This is a genomic window from Pseudoduganella sp. S-14, from assembly GCF_049913285.1.
GTDB lineage: Bacteria > Pseudomonadota > Gammaproteobacteria > Burkholderiales > Burkholderiaceae_D > Rugamonas.
Genome location: NZ_CP183991.1, coordinates 1270818 through 1290424 on the forward strand (window position 1 = coordinate 1270818; position 19607 = coordinate 1290424).

The 19607-nt window shown below is 61.3% G+C and carries 19 protein-coding genes and 1 rRNA gene; 14 read left to right on the forward strand and 6 right to left on the reverse strand.

Translation table 11 applies throughout. The features are described from left to right. The first annotated feature begins 70 nt into the window (after window positions 1-70). Window positions 71-183 (forward strand): 5S ribosomal RNA (gene rrf / locus ACN9MZ_RS05845). Between the two features lie 84 nt (window positions 184-267). Next, complete coding sequence (locus ACN9MZ_RS05850) at window positions 268-2028, forward strand: DUF885 domain-containing protein (RefSeq protein ID WP_426341297.1); 1761 nt, start codon at window positions 268-270, stop codon at window positions 2026-2028. On the opposite strand, the gene ACN9MZ_RS05855 is transcribed toward ACN9MZ_RS05850, so the two are convergent. From ACN9MZ_RS05855 to ACN9MZ_RS05875, 5 genes are all read right to left on the reverse strand, one after another. Beyond that, window positions 2025-2375, reverse strand: coding sequence for a DUF1840 domain-containing protein (locus tag ACN9MZ_RS05855; RefSeq protein WP_426341298.1), 351 nt, complete (start codon window positions 2373-2375; stop codon window positions 2025-2027). The genes ACN9MZ_RS05850 and ACN9MZ_RS05855 overlap by 4 nt on opposite strands. A 69-nt stretch (window positions 2376-2444) precedes the next feature. Then, window positions 2445-2957 carry a hypothetical protein gene (locus tag ACN9MZ_RS05860; protein WP_426341299.1) on the reverse strand — a complete coding sequence of 171 codons (513 nt, stop codon included), beginning with the start codon at window positions 2955-2957 and terminating at the stop codon, window positions 2445-2447. Between the two features lie 29 nt (window positions 2958-2986). After that, the gene (locus ACN9MZ_RS05865; RefSeq protein ID WP_426341300.1) at window positions 2987-5299 is read right to left on the reverse strand and encodes a TonB-dependent receptor domain-containing protein; all 2313 of its coding nucleotides are present in this window, start codon (window positions 5297-5299) and stop codon (window positions 2987-2989) included. A 68-nt stretch (window positions 5300-5367) separates the two neighbouring features. After that, window positions 5368-6888, reverse strand: a complete 1521-nt coding sequence (locus ACN9MZ_RS05870) for a YifB family Mg chelatase-like AAA ATPase (RefSeq protein WP_426341301.1) — start codon at window positions 6886-6888, stop codon at window positions 5368-5370. A 73-nt stretch (window positions 6889-6961) separates the two neighbouring features. After that, window positions 6962-7204 carry an accessory factor UbiK family protein gene (locus ACN9MZ_RS05875; RefSeq protein ID WP_155455213.1) on the reverse strand — a complete coding sequence of 81 codons (243 nt, stop codon included), beginning with the start codon at window positions 7202-7204 and terminating at the stop codon, window positions 6962-6964. Window positions 7205-7394: 190 nt separating this feature from the next. Between ACN9MZ_RS05875 and ACN9MZ_RS05880 the strand changes: the two genes are divergently transcribed. The 12 genes from ACN9MZ_RS05880 (at window position 7395) to ACN9MZ_RS05935 (ending at window position 18644) form a co-directional block, all read left to right on the forward strand. Next, the gene (locus ACN9MZ_RS05880; protein ID WP_426341302.1) at window positions 7395-8156 is read left to right on the forward strand and encodes a TorF family putative porin; all 762 of its coding nucleotides are present in this window, start codon (window positions 7395-7397) and stop codon (window positions 8154-8156) included. 11 nt (window positions 8157-8167) lie between these two features. After that, entirely contained in the window at window positions 8168-8506 is a 339-nt protein-coding gene (locus ACN9MZ_RS05885) for a P-II family nitrogen regulator (RefSeq protein WP_028102386.1), read from the forward strand. Window positions 8507-8517: 11 nt separating this feature from the next. Next, window positions 8518-10071, forward strand: a complete 1554-nt coding sequence (locus ACN9MZ_RS05890) for an ammonium transporter (RefSeq protein ID WP_426341303.1) — start codon at window positions 8518-8520, stop codon at window positions 10069-10071. A 167-nt stretch (window positions 10072-10238) separates the two neighbouring features. Continuing rightward, on the forward strand, window positions 10239-11537 hold the full coding sequence (gene gshA, locus ACN9MZ_RS05895; RefSeq protein WP_426168590.1) for a glutamate--cysteine ligase: 1299 nt from the start codon (window positions 10239-10241) through the stop codon (window positions 11535-11537). Between the two features lie 91 nt (window positions 11538-11628). Continuing rightward, complete coding sequence (gshB, locus tag ACN9MZ_RS05900) at window positions 11629-12579, forward strand: glutathione synthase (RefSeq protein ID WP_426341304.1); 951 nt, start codon at window positions 11629-11631, stop codon at window positions 12577-12579. 2 nt (window positions 12580-12581) lie between these two features. Beyond that, on the forward strand, window positions 12582-12983 hold the full coding sequence (locus tag ACN9MZ_RS05905) for a PTS sugar transporter subunit IIA (protein WP_426341305.1): 402 nt from the start codon (window positions 12582-12584) through the stop codon (window positions 12981-12983). Window positions 12984-12994: 11 nt separating this feature from the next. After that, window positions 12995-13264, forward strand: a complete 270-nt coding sequence (locus ACN9MZ_RS05910; protein WP_426341306.1) for an HPr family phosphocarrier protein — start codon at window positions 12995-12997, stop codon at window positions 13262-13264. Window positions 13265-13282: 18 nt separating this feature from the next. Beyond that, complete coding sequence (ptsP, locus tag ACN9MZ_RS05915) at window positions 13283-15031, forward strand: phosphoenolpyruvate--protein phosphotransferase (RefSeq protein ID WP_426342868.1); 1749 nt, start codon at window positions 13283-13285, stop codon at window positions 15029-15031. Window positions 15032-15058: 27 nt separating this feature from the next. After that, window positions 15059-16213: a homoserine O-succinyltransferase MetX gene (gene metX, locus ACN9MZ_RS05920; protein WP_426341307.1), complete on the forward strand. Its 1155-nt coding sequence runs from the start codon at window positions 15059-15061 to the stop codon at window positions 16211-16213. Continuing rightward, on the forward strand, window positions 16210-16836 hold the full coding sequence (gene metW, locus ACN9MZ_RS05925) for a methionine biosynthesis protein MetW (RefSeq protein ID WP_426341308.1): 627 nt from the start codon (window positions 16210-16212) through the stop codon (window positions 16834-16836). The genes metX and metW overlap by 4 nt, the downstream gene beginning before the upstream one ends. Window positions 16837-16840: 4 nt before the next feature. Next, a complete protein-coding gene (locus ACN9MZ_RS05930; RefSeq protein ID WP_426341309.1) occupies window positions 16841-17734 on the forward strand; it encodes a M48 family metallopeptidase in 894 nt (297 codons plus the stop codon). 1 nt (window position 17735) lies between these two features. Continuing rightward, window positions 17736-18644, forward strand: a complete 909-nt coding sequence (locus tag ACN9MZ_RS05935; protein WP_426341310.1) for a pseudouridine synthase — start codon at window positions 17736-17738, stop codon at window positions 18642-18644. On the opposite strand, the gene ACN9MZ_RS05940 is transcribed toward ACN9MZ_RS05935, so the two are convergent. Then, window positions 18617-19603: a hypothetical protein gene (locus ACN9MZ_RS05940; RefSeq protein WP_426341311.1), complete on the reverse strand. Its 987-nt coding sequence runs from the start codon at window positions 19601-19603 to the stop codon at window positions 18617-18619. The genes ACN9MZ_RS05935 and ACN9MZ_RS05940 overlap by 28 nt on opposite strands. Between the last annotated feature and the right edge of the window lie 4 nt (window positions 19604-19607).

The window sequence follows — 19607 nt, forward strand, 5'->3', positions numbered from 1 at the left end:
TGTAGCACTTACACAGTGTTTGAGAACACTACCCCACTTTTACTTCTTCCCGGATTGTTGACAAGTCATGCCTGATGACCATAGCAAGTCGGTCCCACCCCTTCCCATCCCGAACAGGACCGTGAAACGACTTTGCGCCGATGATAGTGCTGCAACCAGTGTGAAAGTAGGTTATCGTCAGGCTCTTATTAGAAAAGCCCGCTAGGCATGTGCCAGCGGGCTTTTTGCATTATGATACGGCACGCAATTCTTTATAAAGGAATAACGATGCCGATTACGAAACTCCTCAGCGGCCTTACCCTGGCCCTGCTTTCCCTGCACGTCTCCGCGGCGACCGAGCCGGCTTGGGTCACCAAGAGCAATGAGAACGCCAAGCTGCTGCTGAACCTGCAAGCCAAATACTCCCCCGAAAGTGCAAGCAGCCTGGGCGTCGATGGCTACGACGAGCAGATCACCGACATGTCGCGCGACCTGTTCGAAGCCACCGCCAAAGATACGCGCGCTGTCGTCGCCGAACTGCAGAAGCGCCTGAAGGCTGAGAAGGACCCTAAGGTCAAGCAAGACCTGGAAATCCTGATCGGTGCCGCAGAGGACCAGCTGCGCTCGGCCACGGTGAACCGCAAATACCTGCTCCCATTCACCGACGTGACTCAGTTAATGTTTGGCGTGATGCGGCAGACCCTGGACCCGCGCATCCCGAAAGAGCGCCAGAAAACCCTGCTGGTGCGCATGGAAAAATACGCCGGCATCACCAAGGGCTACCGCCCGATTACCGAACTGGCCTATGAGCGCTACCTGGAACGCCAGAAAGCCGACAAGAATCTGCTTGGGCCGTACAAAGGGGAAGTGGAGCAAGCCCTGAGTGCTGCGCCAGCCCTGATCAAGGGCATGAAGGAATTGCTCAGCAAGAGCGAATTGAAAGGCTGGGAACCGGCATTTTCCGCGATCGAGTCGCAACTGACTGCATATAACGCCAAGATCAAGGACCAGATTCTGCCAAAGGCACGTGCCGACCACCGCCTGCCGGCTGAAGTCTATGCAGACAACTTGCACCAGTTCGGCGTAGATATCGCTCCAAAAGAACTGATTGCGAAGGCCTTGACGTCGTTTGCGGAAATTCGCAACCAGATGGCCATCACTGCCGGCCTGATCGCCAGAGAGCGCAAGCTGCCGAACGCGGACTACCGCTTCGTAATGCGCGAATTGAAGAAGCAGCAGATCCCGGCAGAACAGGTGATGCCACTGTATGGCGAGCGCCTGTCGCAAATCGAATCCGCCGTGCGTGAACAAGGCATCGTCACCCTGCCGGAGCGCAAGGCCGTGATCCGCCTGGCGAGCGAAGCCGAGAACGCGCAACAGCCTGCGCCACACATGAGCCCACCGCGCCTGATCGGCAACACCGGCGAGTACGGCGAGTTCGTGCTGACCACCGGCATGCCTCCTGATGCGAGCGGCAAGAAGCTGACCTTCGATGACTTCACTCACCAGGCTGGTAGCTGGACCCTGACCGCGCATGAAGCACGTCCGGGCCACGAACTGCAGTTCGCGAAGATGATCGAGATGGGTGTGTCGACTGCGCGCGGGGTCTTCGCCTTCAATAGCGTGAACGTGGAAGGCTGGGCCCTGTATGCCGAAGCGGAAATGCAGCCATACGAACCGCTCGACGGCCAATTGTTCGCCCTGCAGCATCGGATGATGCGCGCGGCCCGCGCCTTCCTGGATCCGATGGTTAATCTGGGGGAGATCACGCCAGAAGGCGTGAAATCGTTCCTGGTCGATGAAGTTGGGCTGTCGGAAGGCATGGCAACGCAGGAAATGCAGCGCTACACCTTCCGCGCACCAGGCCAGGCAACGTCATACTTCTATGGCTACCAGCGCCTGATGGAAACCCGGCAGGCCGCGGAAGTGGTCTTGCGCCAGAAGTTCAATCGCAAGGCTTTCAATGACTTCGTGCTGGCCCAGGGAATGTTGCCGCCTGCGTTGCTGCGCAAGGCAGTGATGGAAGACTTCGTCCAGTCCCAGCGTTAAACGCCCCAGACGATATCATGTCCGCCCGATTGGGCGGTACGCAGCATTTCCAGCAGGGGGAAGGCGCGCTGTGCAAAGCCGACCTTCTGCGATTCCGCATACGCCGCATCGGCATCATCTTCCGGCAGCGCGTGGCTGGGCATATGGGCGGCATGTTCGGAATCGACTTCCGGATGCAATTTGCTTAGCGCAACTTCCTTCTCGAGCAGCTGCAGCGCCTGGGAAGCTTCCGCTGCCGTGATGACGCCCCGCGTGGGGCTTTTCTTCAGCAGGTCCATGATGCGTTCAACGTGCTCGTGAGCCATCATGACTTCCGGCGACGATATGGATTTGAATTTGATCAACATGGCGCGCTTCCCTTAGTTTGTTGATGTGCTAATACGATAGCACGAGTGCAGTCGCGCGCGTCGTGCTACTTAATACAATTTAAACGAACTCAAGAATGTATCAACCGTATCCGCATCAAAATGTTTCTGGTTCCCCAGAATGACGACCTGATATACGCGTTTATCCTTCGCCAGGAAGCGGCCACGCATGGCCAGCGGGGCGCCATTTGGCGCGGCGCCGCGTGCTTCGACTTCAAATGCACCGTCCCTGGTGCTTTCCTTGGTAATAGTACCGCCGATATTGCGCACCATGGCAAGCTTCATCGCCTGCACGGCCTGCGCGGCCTTGGCTGCGTCCGGTAGCTCAGCAGTGCCGACGGCAAACATGGTGCCTTCGACTTCCGCTGCGGACATGGTCATCTTCACTTCCTGGCCATCGAGGTTGACGGGGCGGGTGTAGGTGGCGGCTTTGCCGGGCAACATGACGGTGTAAGGCGCGTCAGTGCTGCGGAAATCGCGCCAGTCAAATTTTGGGCTGCACGCTGCGAGCGTGCTTGCAGCGAGCAGGGCTGCGAGGACTTTGTCCAGGGTGAGTTTCTTCATAAGCCGAATGTTAGCACCTCGCGAGCAGCTCACACTCCGCCGGGGCCCATGCCTGGACCCATGCCGCCGCCCGGTGGAGGCCCCATGCCTGGTCCGCCTGGCCCGCGCATGCCGCCTGGCTCGTGGTCTGGGCCCCCTTCGCGACGTGGCCCAGGCGAGCTGCCGAAACGGTAGGACAGGCCGACGTAGATGATGCGACCGTCGAACTCGCGCAGCGAGCGTTCGCGCAGTGCATAGGTGTCCGTGACGGTCGACATCTTGTTGCTGTTGAAGACGTCGGTGGCATTGACCATCAGGGCCAGTTGCGGCGTGATGGCGTGGCGCCAGGTCAGGTTCAGCGTGGTGTTCGGTTCGCGGTAGCCCTGGCCAGTCAGCATCTTGCCTTGCGCCTGTACAGCCGCCTGCAGCATGTCGGTGCTGGTCGCTTGCCAGTTCAGGCGCAGGCGGCCACTCAGCGAGGAGGCCGTGCGTTTGGTCTGGTCGCCATTCATTTCGAGCACGCTCTGTTCGAAGCGCGCTACGTTGCCGCTCAGGTTCAAGGTAAGCGTTGGCAACAGCTTGCCGGTCAGCGTGAATTCCATTCCGCCAGAGCGCGTGCTGCCGGCATTTTCGCGGGTGGTCAACAGCACCGTGTCGCTGATGAAGTATTTGCGGTCCAGGATGGAATCGGTCTCGTCGCGGTAGTAGCCGCGCAGGTTGGTCTCCAGGCCGAACATGCGGGTCTCGTAACCGAGTTCGAAGGAATCGGTTTGGGCTGGCTTCAGCTTCGGGTTGCCGGAAGAGACGTTCAGTTCATCGCGGTAGACCACGAAGGGATTCAGGTCCTGTGCATTTGGGCGGCGCAGGCGATGCGCATAGGCGAAGCGCATTTGCGAGTTTTCGCTCATCTTGTAGGTAGCGAAGAAGCTCGGGATCAGGTTGGTGTAGCTGTTGCCGGCGACTACCTGGCTGGTGAGCTGGTCAATCTCCATTTCGGTATGTTCGGCGCGCAGGCCGGCCATCAGCCCCCATTGCTCGTTGAGGCGCATCTGGTAGGAACCATAGGCGGCGTAGATGGTTTCCTTCATATCGAAGGCATTGCTGCGCAAGGCGTTGGGTGAGCCTTCCTGCGTGAGCGGGTCGATGTTGTTGTAATCGATGCTTGAATCGTTACGGTTCTGGACGATCTTGTAGCCAAGCTTGGTCACGCCGCCGAACAGGTTTGCTTCGTAGTCGCCGGTGAAATCGATGATCTCGTTCTTGTTGCGGTTCTTCTGCGCGCTGTCGGACTGGCTGCCGACCGGCGGACGTACCACATAGGTGTTGCGGTAGGTGTTGTCGGAATCGTTGGTGGCGGTCGACACGCGCAAGTCCATCTTGAAGGTCTCGCCCGGTGCATCGCCCTTGTGATCCCAGCGCGCATTCCACGAATAGTTCTTGCTCTCGCCTTCGCGCACGGTGCTGCGCAGGTAGTTGTCGGTGATGACGCCGTCGGGATCGGCCGACAGATAGGTGTCGGAGGCGCGCGCATCATTGGTGCGATGGGAGTATGCAACCTGGGCGCCGAGCGTATCGTTGGCGCCCAGGTTGTAGGTGACGCCGCCGTTCAGGCCTGCATTGTCATTCAGCCCGTTTGACTGCGATTGCTGCTCGCTGTGCGACAGCGCGCCGGTGCGCGGGTCGATGCGGTCGCGCACCGTTTCGCCAACGGAATTGCGGCCGTCATGGCGCACATTGATGCCGCCCTGGAAGCCCCACAAGCCTTCGTTGTAGGTGCCGGACAGCGCACTGTTGTACCGGCCTGCCGTGCCGTAGTTGGCGTTGGCCACGCCAAAGCCGCCGGGCTTGCGGGAGCGTTTCATGACCAGGTTGATGATCGGGCCGCCGCTCCCTTCGTTGCCGAACTGCGCGCCGGGGTTGTTGATCACTTCCACCGATTCCAGGTCTTCGGCCGGAATCGACTGCAGCGCCGGGCCGCGGTTATCGCCCTGCAGCATGGCCGATGGCTTGCCGTCCACGTAGACCTGTACATTGCTGCTGCCGCGCAGGGTCAGCGAGCCGTCCGGGTCGACGTTCACGGAAGGGACATTGTTCAGCGCATCGGCAGCGGAGCCATTGCTGGCCGAAGCGTCGGATTTCACGTCATAGACCTGGCGGTCGATGCGGTTGGCAGGGCGCTCGGCGGCCACCGTCACGCTGGCGATATTGCCAGTTTCAGGTGGGACTTCCTTTTTTACGGTTGCTGGCGCGGCGTCGGCCTTGGCTGGCTGGGAGGTCTGGGCTTGGGCAGCGGCGCTGCCGCAGCACAGAAGGATCAGGATGGGGCCGGCGCAGTAGCGCGAGTAACGGTATTGGGTAGTCATGGTGGCGGCAATTCTAGCGAAGAAACTGCCGCCAAAACCGCGGATTTACGTGGAATTACATTTGAAACTTAGAGTTGCCGAAGGGCCCTGCGCAAGTTGATCGCTTCAGAGACATGCTTGCCGCCGATCTGCTTTTGCCCGTCCAGGTCGGCCACGGTGCGGGCCACACGCAGTACGCGGTGATAGGCGCGGGCCGACCAGTGCAGCTTGTGCATGGCCGCTCGCAGCACAGCCTGGCCGTTGGAGTCCGGCTTGCAGAAGCGGTCGATTTCTCGCGGCGTCAACTGCTGGTTGGTCTTGCCCTGGCGGGCGATCTGGCGTTCGAAGGCTGTGTGCACCCGGGCTGCAATCGTCTCCGATAGCTCACCCACTGCGTCCGCTTGCAGGATGTCCGGCGGCACGGGGCCGACTTCGATCTGCATGTCGATGCGGTCCAGCAAAGGCCCCGACACGCGGCTTTGGTAGCGCAGGATCTGGTCGGGCGTGCATTGGCAAAGCCCCGCGGGGTGCCCAAGGTATCCGCACGGACAGGGATTCATGGCAGCGATCAGCTGGAAGCGGGCGGGGAAGTCGGCGTGGCGCGTGGCGCGGGCGATCGTGACGCGGCCCGACTCAAGTGGTTCGCGCAGGACTTCCAGCACACGACGATCGAATTCGGGCAGTTCGTCGAGAAAGAGAACGCCGCAGTGCGCGAGCGAGATTTCGCCCGGCCGGGGCACGCTGCCGCCTCCGACCAGGGCCGCGCCGGACGAGGTATGGTGCGGGGCGCGGAAGGGGCGCACTTTCCAGCCTTCGATGGTGAAGCCGCTGATCAGGGATTGTACGGCGGCGGCTTCCAGCGCTTCGTCGTCTGTCATCAAAGGCAGCAGGCCTGCGAACCGGGTGGCCAGCATGGTCTTGCCGGCACCGGGAGGTCCGACCAGCAATACCGAGTGGCGCCCGGCGGCTGCAACTTCCATCGCGCGCTTGGCGAAGAGCTGTCCTTTGACGTCGGCGAAATCCGGAATGGATGGCGGCAGGGGCAAGGGCTGCGCCACATGGCGGGAGAGGGCGAAGCTGCCATCTGGATCGAGGCCGAAGTGGGCGCATACCTGCAGCAAGGTGGCGGCAGGATAGATGCGCGCGCCTGCGACAAGCGCGGCTTCGTCGGCGTTGGCCAGGGGAAGAATGAAGCCGCGGCCGGCGCCGCCGGCGGAGCGCTGCATGGCATACGTCATCGCCAGGGCGCCACGAATCGGGCGCAACTCGCCGGTCAGCGACAGCTCGCCGGCAAACTCGAATTGTTCCAGCGAGGAAGATGGAATCTGGCCGGAGGCGGCCAGGATGCCGATCGCGATCGGAAGATCGAAGCGCCCCGATTCCTTGGGCAGGTCGGCCGGGGCCAGGTTGACGGTGATGCGGTGCTGCGGCAGTTCGAAACCTGCATTGGTGATGGCGGCGCGCACCCGGTCGCGCGCTTCCTTCACTTCGGTGTCGGCCAGGCCGACGATCGCGAAGGCGGGCAAGCCGTTGGCCAGGTGGACTTCGACGCTGACTTCCGGCGCCTGCATGCCAGCCAGGGCGCGGCTTTTGATGACTGCGATACTCATGGTGGCCTCCCGGTCTACAACTGGACATCGTAGGCCTCGGGCGCCACCGCCCGTTTGAGCTAGCGCAAGCGGATTACTTGTCGGCCAGCTTGGCTTCCAGCTCGGCCAGGCGCGATTCCATCAGCTCCAGCTTGGCGCGGGCCTTGGCCAGCATCTGGGCCTGGATGTCGAATTCCTCGCGAGTCACCAGGTCCAGCTTGGCAAAGCCCTGGGTCATCATCGCCTTGACATTCTTTTCAATGTCCTTGGCCGGCGAGTTTTCGATGACCTGGTTGACCTTCTGTTGCAAGTCATTGAAGAAGGCGTTCATGTCCATTTTTTTATTCCTGATGTGTGAGTTTGTGCACCACGACGGTGCGGCTTTGGCTTTAAATGGTGCGGAAAGCTGTCTTTAGTTCAACTCCTGCACGATTTCTAGCTGGCACGCAATCTGCTAATAAGCAAGAAAGCTATGTTTCAGACTGAATTTTAAACCGCAATAAAAGTTCACTCAAAAGGAAATCGCCATGATTCACAAGAGCAAGAAGCTGGGTCTCACCGCTGCAGTCGCACTGACAATGGCAACGATGGGAACTGGCCTGGCCCAAGCGGCCGATGCCGCACCCGAGGCGAAGCCTGATAATGAGATCAGCTATAACGCGGCCGTAACCAGCGACTACCGCTACCGTGGTATCTCGCAAACCCGCCTGAAACCGGCGCTGCAAGGCGGCGCCGACTGGGTCAACAACCCGACCGGTTTCTATGCAGGTGCCTGGGCATCCACCATCAAGTGGGTCAAGGACGGCGGCGGTGATGCTTCGGTTGAAGTGGACCTGTACGGCGGCAAGCGCGGTGAAATTGCGCCTGGCGTCAGCTATGACGTGGGCTTCCTGGCTTACGTATATCCATCCAACGACCTGCATCCGAGCGCCAATACCCGCGAGCTGTATGGCCAGGTCGGCTATGGCCCGGCAACCCTCAAGTACTCGCATTCGCTGAGCAACCTGTTCGGCTTCGCCGACAGCAAGCACAGCACCTACATCGACGCGTCGGTCAACCAGGAAGTGTATGAGGGCATCGTCCTGAACCTGCACGTCGGCCGCCAGAAGGTGAAGAACAGCAGCGCCTTCAGCTACACCGACTGGAAAGTCGGTGCCACCAAGGACTTCGGCGTGGCGTCCGTTGCGCTGGCCTATATCAAGACCAACAGCGACGCTTATATTGCGCCGACCAATGGCAAAAACCTGGGCAAGGGCGGCGTGGTGCTGACCGTGTCCAAAACCTTCTAAGAGGCACTCGTATGAAAATGATTACCGCCATTATCAAGCCGTTCAAGCTCGACGAGGTGCGTGAAGCCCTGTCGGCGATCAATGTGCAAGGTATTACGGTGACCGAAGTCAAAGGCTTCGGCCGCCAGAAGGGCCACACCGAGCTGTATCGCGGCGCGGAATACGTGGTCGACTTCCTGCCCAAGACCAAGATCGAGGCTGCCGTTGACGACGCGATCGTCGACCAGGCCATCGAGGCAATCGAGAATGCCGCGCGCACCGGCAAGATCGGCGACGGCAAGATTTTCGTCTCGTCGCTGGAGCAAGTAATCCGTATCCGTACCGGCGAAACCGGCAACGAAGCACTGTAAGGGGAACCGTGATGCACAAGACCATTAAGAAATGGCTGGCGGGGGTGACTGTCCTGTTGGCTTTCAGCGCAGCACTGCCTGTGCTGGCTCAAGATGCCAAGCCGGCCGAAGCACCGGCTGCCGCTGCAACTGCTGCCGCACCTGCGGCCACACCGGCCGCTGCGCCGGCTGATGCCGCCGCTGCCCCGGCAGCCGCTGCTGCAGCCCCAGCAGTCCCGGCTGCTGCCCCGGCCGCGCCGGTAGCGCAAAAGGGCGATACCGCCTGGATGTTCGTGGCGACGCTGCTGGTGATCATGATGACGATTCCCGGCCTGGCCCTGTTCTACGGCGGCCTGGTGCGCTCGAAGAACATGCTGTCGGTGCTGCTGCAGGTGTTCTTCGTGTTCGCCGTGATTATCGTGCTGTGGTGCCTGTATGGCTACTCGATTGCCTTCACCGAAGGTAATGCCTTCTTCGGTGGCTTCAGCCGCTCGCTGCTGGCCGGTATTTACGACCCGGCCAAGGGTGCGTTCTCGGTGGCGGCGACCTTCAGCAAAGGCGTCGTGATCCCTGAATTCATCTACGTCGCCTTCCAGGGCACGTTTGCTGCCATTACCTGCGGCCTGATCGTCGGCGCGTTTGCCGAGCGCGTACGTTTCTCCGCTGTGCTGGCCTTCATGGTGCTGTGGTTCACCTTCAGCTACCTGCCGATCGCCCACATGGTCTGGTTCTGGACCGGTCCTGACGCGATCACCAACGCCGAAACCCTGGCGAGCGAAACCGCGAAGGCGGGCTGGATCTTCCAGAAGGGCGCGCTGGACTTCGCCGGCGGCACTGTGGTGCACATCAACGCCGCTGTTGCTGGCCTGGTGGGCGCGATCATGATTGGCAAGCGGGTTGGCTACGGCCGTGACTCCATGGCTCCGCACTCGCTGACCATGACCATGATCGGCGCTTCGCTGCTGTGGGTGGGCTGGTTCGGCTTCAATGCCGGCTCGGCACTCGAAGCAGGCGACATCGCTGCCCTGGCCTTCATCAACACCCTGCTGGCAACCGCCTGCGCAACCGTATCGTGGGTCTTCGGTGAGTGGATCTTCAAGGGCAAGCCTTCTATGCTGGGCGGCGCGTCTGGCGCAGTGGCCGGCCTGGTGGCGATCACCCCGGCTTGCGGCTTTGTTGGTCCAATGGGGGCACTGGCGATCGGCCTGCTGGCTGGCATCATTTGCCTGTGGGGCGTGAACGGCCTGAAGCGCCTGATCGGCGCGGATGACTCGCTGGACGTGTTCGGCGTGCACGGCGTGGGCGGTATCCTGGGCGCGATCCTGACCGGCGTGTTCGCTGCACCATCGTTAGGCGGCCAGGGCGTATTTGACTACGTTGCCAACAAGGCAAGTGCTGATTACTCGATCAGCGGCCAGGTGATTACCCAGGCGACTGCTGTTGGCGTGACCATCGTCTGGTCGGCGCTGGTTGCTTTCGTGGCTTACAAGCTGGTCGACATCGTGATCGGCCTGCGTGTGCCGGAAGAGGAAGAGCGCGAAGGCCTGGATATCACCAGCCACGGCGAATCTGCATACCACGCATAAAGTCCGGATCAGGCACCCAATAAAACATGGCTGCGCCATGTCTTGTCAGGTGCCAGACCCCGCGCACGCCCCCTTTCGGGGGCTTTTTTTTGTTCCAAAGTATCTTTTAATTGGCGGTTTTGCCCCAAAATGGAGAGTCTGCAAATACCAACCCGCAAGGAAGTCACATGGTTCCCCATCTCGTCACGGCCCTGACCGGGCCGTTACTGGATCTTGAAGAAAAGATCATTGCCGCGACCCCAGCCATTGAACGGTGGTTCCGGCTCGAGTGGCAGGAGCATACCCCGCCGTTTTATGCCTCGGTCGACCTGCGCAATGCCGGCTACAAGCTGGCCCCGGTGGATACCAACCTGTTCCCAGGCGGCTTCCATTACCTGGCCAACGAGATGCTCCCCCTTTCGGTGCAGGCGGCCATGGCGGCGATCGACAAATATTGCCCGGATGCGCGCAACCTGCTGCTGATCCCGGAAATCAAGCCGCGCCACCCGACCTATTTCCAAGGGGTGGCGCGCCTGATGCAGATTTTCCGCCAGACCGGCCTGAATGTCCGTTTCGGCTCGCTGGACCCCTCCGTCACTCAGCCGACGCCGCTGGCGCTGCCTGACGGCAATATGCTGGTGGTGGAGCCGCTGGTGCGCTCGCCGAACGGCCGCCGCCTGGGGCTGAAGGATTTCGACCCTTGCACCATCTTGCTGAACAACGACCTGTCGGCCGGTATTCCGGACATCCTGACCAACCTGCACGAGCAAAGCCTGTTGCCTCCTTTGCATGCCGGCTGGGCCGTGCGCCGCAAGTCCAATCACTTCAATGCCTATGACGAAGTGGCGAAGAAGTTCGGCAAGCTGATCGGCGTCGATCCGTGGATGGTCAATCCCTTCCACGCCAAGTGCGGCGCGGTGGACCTGGCGACCGGGGAAGGGCAGGAGTGCCTGGCGTCTTCGGTCGATGCGGTGCTGGCCAAGATCCGCAAGAAGTACAAGGAATACGGCATCAAGGAGAAGCCGTTCGTCATCATCAAGCCGGATGCTGGTACTTATGGCAAGGGCATCATCACGATCCGCGACGCGGCTGAGCTGAAAGAGTTGTCGGAAGAGCAGCGTGCGCGCATGACCGTGATCAAGGATGGCAAGGCGGTGACCGACCTGAATATCCAGGAGGGCGTGCCGACCTTCGAGAGCATCAAGGAGGCGTTTGCCGAGCCGGTGGTTTATATGATTGACCGCTATGTGGTGGGCGGCTTCTACCGCGTGCACGGCGAGAAGGGGCCGGACCAGAACCTGAATGCGCCGGGTTCGCAGTTCGTGCCGCTGGCGTTCGCGCAGCAGCATGCGGTGCCGGATGTGAAGGCCAAGCCGGGGACGGCGGCGCCGAATCGCTTCTATGTCTACGGCGTGGTGGCAAGGCTGGCGCTGCTGGCGGCTTCGTTGGAGATGGAGCGTACGGATCCGGATCCGGAGGTCTACTAAACCGGTAAACCTGGGTCAGACCCAAGGGTCTGACCCCGACGTTCCGGGTTTAAATAGGCTAGAATCAGTTGTTACATTTTTGGACTAATCCATGAAAATCGCCTTCCTCGCCGACCCGCTGTCCAGCTTCAAGATCTACAAGGACTCCACCTTCGCCATGATGGCCGAAGCGGCGCGCCGGGGGCATGAGGTGTATGCCTTCCAGCAGCGCCACATGGCGCTCAAGGAGGGCAAGGTTACGGCCCATCTCTCGCGCATCGAGCTGACCGGCGACCAGCACGACTGGTACAAGGCGGCGCCTTCGGAAGACACCAGCCTGGCCGCCTTCGACGCGGTGATCCAGCGCAAGGACCCGCCGTTCGACATGGAATACGTCTACGGCACCTACCTGCTGCAGTTGGCGGAACAACAGGGCGCAAAGGTCTTCAACAAGCCGTCCGCCATCCGCGACCACAATGAGAAGCTGTCGATCGCCCAGTTCTCGCAGTTCACCGCGCCAACCCTGGTGACCAGCGACGAAACCCGCCTGCGCGACTTCCAGGCCGAGCACGGCGACGTGATCCTGAAGCCGCTGGATGGCATGGGCGGCGCCGGCATCTTCCGCATCAAGGCAGATGGCCTGAACCTGGGCTCCATCATCGAGACGCTGACCCAGCATGGCGCGCGCACCATCATGGCGCAGCGCTACATCCCCGACATCGTCAAGGGCGACAAGCGCATCTTGCTGATCGACGGCAAACCGGTACCTTACTGCCTGGCGCGCATCCCGCAGGCGGGCGAAGTGCGCGGCAACCTGGCTGCCGGCGGTACCGGCGTGGCCCAGCCGCTGTCGCAGCGCGACCGCGAAATCGCCGAGGCCCTGGGCCCGGAATTGGCTTCGCGCGGCCTCTTGCTGGTAGGATTAGACGTGATCGGCGATTACCTCACCGAGGTGAACGTCACCAGCCCGACCTGCTTCCAGGAGATCACCCAGCAGACTGGCTTCCAGGTAGCGTCCATGTTCATCGATGCGGTGGAAGCCCGGGCAGGCAAGCAAGGATAAACATGGTAGGGATTTTATTGATGACACACGCGCCGCTGGGCCAGGCTTTCCTGGCCGCCGCAGCGCATGTGTTCCGGGCCCAGGTTGAAAAACTGGAGGCGATCGACGTTGTGGCGGACCAGGACTTGAACGAAGTGCAGCAGCTGGCGCGCGAAGCCATCAAGCGTCTCGACACTGGCGCCGGCGTGCTGGTGATGACCGATATCAAGGGCGGCACGCCCGCCAATTGCTGTAACAAGCTGGCCGATGCGGGCCAGGTCGAGGTGGTTGCGGGCATCAGCCTTCCCATGCTGCTGCGCGCCATCACCTACCGTACCGATACGCTGGACGTAGTAGTGGAAATGGCCCTGGCCGGTGCGCAGAATGGCGCGGTCAAGGTCGATAACCGTATCCGAGTCAATTAAACAAACAAAATATGATTCAGCAAGAACTTGAAATTATCAACAAGCTCGGATTGCATGCACGTGCTTCTGCAAAATTTACCCAACTGGCAGCCAAATTCCAGAGCGATGTCTGGCTGTCGCGTAACGGTCGCCGCATCAACGCCAAGTCCATCATGGGCGTGATGATGCTGGCTGCCGGCAAGGGCGCCAAGGTCCTGCTGGAAGCGGACGGCGCCGACGAACAGGATTGCATCAACGCCCTGACCGCACTGGTCAACGACAAGTTCGGCGAAGGCGAGTAAATGCGGGACGGCAGCCCGATGGCATCGTTCTCCCTCCACGGAATTCCGGTTTCGCGAGGCATCGCGATTGGCCGCGCGCACATCCTTGCGCCGGCGGCGCTCGATGTAAAGCACTATCTGATCTCCGAGGAGAACGTGGAAGCGGAAGTGAAGCGCCTGCAACAGGCGCTGGTTGCCGTGCACCGCGAGCTGCAGACGTTGTGGAACGAGCTGCCGAAGGATGCCCCGACCGAGCTGGGTGCCTTCATCGACGTGCATGCGTTGATCCTGTCGGACCCGATGATCTCCGAGGCGCCGCTGGATATCATCCGCAGCCGCCACTACAACGCCGAATGGGCGCTGTTGACCCAGATCGACGAGCTGTCGGCCCAGTTCGACGAAATCGAAGACCCTTACCTGCGCGAGCGCAAGGCTGATATCCAGCAGGTGGCCGAACGGGTGCTGAAAGTCCTGATGGGCAGCGAGCCGCTGCTGCCAATGCAGGCCGAACTCGAAGGCGATGAGTTCCTGGCGAAGATGATCGTGGTGGCCCACGATATCTCGCCGGCCGACATGCTGAAGTTCCGCGACCGTTCCTTCATCGGCTTTGTGACCGATGTCGGTGGCCAGAATTCGCACACCGCCATCGTGGCCCGGTCGCTCGACATTCCGGCGGCGGTCGGCATGTCGCAGGCATCGACCCTGATCCAGCAGGACGACTGGGTGATCATCGACGGCGATGCCGGCGTGGTGATCGTCACCCCGAGCGCGCAAGTGCTGGAACAGTACCGCGAGCGCCAACTGGCCGCGATGCGCGCCCGCAAGAAGCTGGGCAAGCTGAAAAAGACCCCGGCCGTTACCAAGGACGGCACGCAGATCGCGCTGATGGCGAACATCGAGCTGCCGGAAGACTGCGAGCACGCGATGGAGTCGGGCGCCAACGGCGTTGGCCTGTTCCGTTCCGAATTCCTGTTCATGGGCCGCGATGGCGACATGCCATCCGAGGACGAACAATACAAGCAATACACCAAGGCAGTGCTGGCCATGAAGGGGCGTCCGGTGACCATCCGCACGCTCGATATCGGCGCCGACAAGCCGCTGGATCAGATGGAGCACACCGCGCTCAATCCGGCGCTTGGCTTGCGCGCCATCCGCTATTGCCTGGCCGAGCCGCAAATCTTCCTGACCCAGTTGCGCGCCATCCTGCGCGCCTCGGTGCATGGCAAGGTGCGCATCCTGATCCCGATGATGGCGCATGCCTTCGAGATCGACCAGTCGCTGGCCATGATCAAACGCGCCAAGGCGCAGCTGGACGAAGCGGGGGAGAAGTACGATCCTGAAGTGCAGGTTGGCGCCATGATCGAAATCCCGGCGGCCGCGCTGGCGCTGCCGATGTTCGTCAAGAAGATGGACTTCCTGTCCATCGGCACCAATGATCTGATCCAGTACACGCTGGCGATCGACCGCGTCGATTATGAAGTGGCGCACCTGTACGACCCGCTGCATCCAGCCATCCTGCAGTTGATTGCGATGACGATCGCTGCCGGCAACAAGGCCGGCATCGAAGTGGCCGTATGCGGCGAGATGGCGGGCGACAGCAAGATGACCCGCCTGCTGCTGGGCATGGGCTTGCGCGAATTCTCTATGCACCCGTCGCAGCTGCTGGCGGTCAAGCAGGAAATCCTGAACAGCGACCTGGAACAGATTGCGCCGCAAATGCGCAAGATCATGCGCAGCATGGACCCTGAAACGATTGCCGACGCAGTCAACGCCCTGCAAGCCCTGTAACACCAACCTTTTTACAACCGGATTCACATGCCTTCGATTGGAATCGTCTCGCCGCAGACCATGCATTTTGCGGAACCCCTTCAGCTACAGAGCGGAGCATCCCTGCGCGACTACATGCTGATGTACGAGACCTATGGCACGCTGAATGCGGACAAGTCCAACGCGGTGCTGGTGTGCCACGCGCTGAATGCCTCCCACCACGTGGCCGGCTATTACGCGGATAACCCGAAGAACGTCGGCTGGTGGGACAATATGGTCGGTCCGGGCAAGCCGCTCGATACCGACAAGTTCTTCGTCATCGGCGTCAACAACCTCGGTTCCTGCTTCGGCTCGACCGGCCCGATGCACGTCAATCCTGAAACCGGCAAGCCATACGGCGCCGCCTTCCCTGTGGTGACGGTGGAAGACTGGGTCGCCGCGCAGGCGCGCCTGGCCGACCAACTGGGCATCCAGCAGTTCGCCGCCGTGATGGGCGGTTCCCTGGGCGGCATGCAGGCCCTGGCCTGGTCCATCATGTACCCTGAGCGCCTGCGCCACTGCCTGGTGATTGCTTCCACGCCAAAGCTGTCGGCGCAAAACATTGCCTTCAACGACGTGGCGCGCCAGGCCATCCTGTCCGATCCGGATTACCACGGCGGCGATTTCTACGAACACAGCGTAGTGCCCAAGAACGGCCTGAAAGTGGCGCGCATGATCGGCCACATCACCTATTTGTCGGACGACGACATGGCCGAAAAATTCGGCCGCAAGCTGCGCGACATCGCAGCCAGCGGCGACTACAAGTTCGGCTTCGGCATCGACTTCGAGATCGAGTCCTACCTGCGCTACCAGGGCGACAAGTTCGCCGAGTACTTCGACGCCAATACTTACCTGCTGATCACCAAGGCGCTCGACTACTTCGACCCGGCGCGAAAATTCGACGGCGACCTGACCAGGACCTTGGCGGGCACCAAAGCCAAGTTTTTCCTCGCCTCCTTCACTACCGACTGGCGTTTCTCGCCGGAGCGCAGCCGCGAGATCGTGCAGGCCTTGCTGGCGAACCGCCGCGAGGTGACCTACGCCGAGATCGACGCGCCGCACGGCCACGACGCCTTCCTGCTCGAAGACTCGCGCTACATGAACATGGTGCGCGCCTACTACGAGCAAGTGTGGAAAGAAACGAACAAGGAACAAGCAGCATGACTTTCGATGACCTGAGCAGCGCCCGTCCGGACCTGGCCTTCATTGCGCACTGGGTGCGCGAAGGCGCCCATGTGCTTGACGTGGGCTGCGGCGATGGCGTGATGATGGATTACCTGCAGACCGATAAGCGCTGCACTGGCTACGGCCTGGAATTGGCGGACGAGCAGGTGCTGGCCTCGACCCAGCGTGGCGTACGCGTGATCCAGCAGGACTTCGAGAACGGCCTGGGCATCTTCGGCGACAACTCCTTCGATACGGTGTTGTGCCTGTCCTCGCTGCAGATGATGAAGCACGTGGAAGACCTGCTGCGCGACATCGTGCGCGTGGGCCGCGAAGCCATCGTGTCCTTCCCTAATTTCGCTTACTGGCCGCACCGCGTGGCGCTGCTGAAAGGCCGCATGCCGGTCTCCAAGTCGCTGCCGTACCAGTGGCACGACACGCCGAACGTGCGCTGCGCTACCATCTACGACTTCCAGGAACTTGCGGAAGAGGTGGGGCTCGAAGTGATCGAATGCGTGGCGCTGGCCGAGGGCAAAACCGTCTCGGTACTGCCTAACTTGCGCGGCGACCTCGCCGTGTTCCGTCTCCGGAAAAAGCAATCCAGTCAAGCTGTGTTATCTTAAAGCCATGAAGAAGTTCAAGTTCACCCTAATTGCGCTGGCGCTGGCCGCCAGCACCGCCTCGTCCGCGCAGGCGCCTGCGCCGATGAATCCCAAAGCTGACGGCATTCCCGTCACCAAGCTTTCGCGCCTGCGCGTCTTCGCTGATGAGCAGGAAATGGACCAGCAGTCCAAGCTGCAGTACTCCCAACTGCTGAATGAAGCCAAGCAGAAGGAAGCGCTGGTACCGGAATCCGACCCGCAGGTGAAGCGCCTGCGCGCCATTGCCGCGCGTATCGTGCCCAATGCACAGCGCTGGAATCCGTCCGCCGCCAACTGGCAATGGGAAGTCAACCTGCTCAACTCCGACCAGGTCAATGCTTTCTGCATGCCGGGTGGCCGCATCGCCTTCTTTACCGGCATCCTCACTAAACTGAACCTGACCGATGACGAAGTGGCGATGGTGATGGGCCATGAAATTGCCCACGCCCTGCGCGAGCACGCCCGCAAGCGTGCCGTGCAATCGACCGCAGTGTCGCTGGCCAGCAAGTTGGGTGGTGCGGTGCTGTCGTCCTACCTCGGCATTGACCCGCGCATCACCGACGCCGGCGCCAATGTGGCCGGCCAGCTGACCGTGATGAAATTCTCGCGCGGCGACGAAACGGAGTCCGACCTGGTTGGCATCGACCTGGCGGCCCGCGCCGGCTATGATCCCCGCGCAGGCATCGCGCTGTGGCAGAAGATGGGCGCCGTCAATGCGCAGCAGCCGATGGAATTCCTGTCTACCCACCCAAGCGGCAATTCGCGCATCCAGGACATGCAGAAGCAGATGCCCCTCGTGTTGCCGGTGTATGCCCGCGTGCGCGGCCTGGACCTGAACAAGCTGCCGCCTTACCAGACTTCCCCGCTGCCGAAGTCCTGAGATGTCCCGCCCGAAGCAAGCCTCGGGCGCGCCGCCATTGCCGATGCGCGATGGCGTCACGCCCAGCTACCTGTGGCTGCCGGAGGGCGACTGGCCGGACATGATCACCTTCATGTCCGCCCACTATCCCGCCGTGACCGAAGCCCAGTGGCGCGAGCGCATGGCGCGCGGCGACGTGGTGGATGGCAAGGGCGTTCCGGTGCAGCCGTCGTCGCGCTATGTGCGCGGAGCGCGTATCTGGTACTACCGCGAGCTGGATTACGAATTCCCGATTCCGTTTGAAGAGGAAGTGCTGCACCAGGACGAGCATATCGTGGTGGTCGACAAGCCGCACTTCCTGCCGACGATCCCGTCCGGCCGCTTTGTGATAGAGACTTTGCTGGTGCGCGTGCGCCGCAAGCTGGGCATCGAAGACCTGGTGCCGATCCATCGGCTCGACCGCGAAACGGCGGGGCTGGTGATCTTCTCCTGCAATGCGCGCAGCCGCGGCGAATACCAGTCGCTGTTCCAGAAGCGCCTGGTGCAAAAGGAATATGAAGCGCTGGCTGGGCCGTTGGCTGGCCGCGAATTCCCTTTCGTCTACCGCAGCCGCATGGTGGAGGGAGACAAGTTCTTCACCATGAAGGAAGAAGCGGGCGAGCCGAATTCGGAAACCATGATCGACGTGATCGAACAGCGTGGCGAACACGTGCTGTACCGCCTGTGGCCGCACACCGGCCGCCAGCACCAGCTGCGCGTACACCTGTCGTCGCTTGGCATCCCGATAGTGAACGACGTGTTCTATCCGGTCGCCCTGCCGTGCAAGCAGGACGACGTTTCGTCGCCGCTCAAGCTGCTGGCCAAGGCCATCGGCTTCCCCGATCCGTTGACGGGCGAGTGGCGCTATTTCGAGAGCAAACGGACTCTTTGAGCTAATTCCCTGCCTTCCTGCGACAGGAAGGGGGCCAGCTTCGCGTAGCTGATCTCAATGGTCTCGTTACAGTCGCGATGGAAATGCGGGTAATCGAGGTCGAAACTCAGGCCTGTTGCGCTTGGCAGCGATGGCGAGATGGACGGCTCCAGCCTGTCGCAGGCGCTGGCTTTCCTCATGATCATCTTGCGCAGCGGTTCTTCGATCTCGCCGCTCTCGGCCAGCCAGCTTGCCGGTTCGACCGTTGCGCCAGTAGTCAGGTCGAAGATCAGCGTGGAGTGGGACGAAGTGGTATGCGGGCCGCCGCAATAGACGTCGGGCGCATCGACGTTCACTAGCAGGTAGCTGGCCAGCACTTTGCCGGCAGTCAGGTTGTCCAGCCAGCCACCGCCACCATTGCGTTCGCAGAAATTGGCCTGGGTGATGCGCTCTTCCTCCCAGCGTGCGATGTAGTCGTTAATCTTGCGCAGCGCATCGCTGCTGCCGACAAGATTAAAGCTCTCGCCAAGCGGAGAATGGGAGATGCGCAGCGCCAATTTGCCGATTTTCCCGTTGCTGTAGCGCGGTTTGTTGGCAGCAGCGATCGGTGCGTAGAAATCCGGACCGCAATCGCCGCCTGCCAGTGCGGACAGGCGCGACAACTGGATCGGCATGGCTTTGTCATTGCCTGCGCCGCTCCATTCGCCGGTCAATTGCGTGGCCGTGACGCTGGTGATTTTCCATTGACCAGTGGCCTTGCCTTGTACCTCTTCATTCCAGGAACCGGCTTCGCCTTCCGCCTTTTCAAGCGGAATGCCGTGCAGGTGCTTCAGGTAGAAGTAATGCGAATCGGTAGCGGTAAAGCAGGCGTTGATTCCACTGTTGCCGATTTTCCCGGTCCAGACGCCATGGATCGGCAGAGCATCGCTGGCGTGAGCCGCGCTGGCCGCCAGCAGTGCGAGGGCTGCAATTTGTTTCATTCAG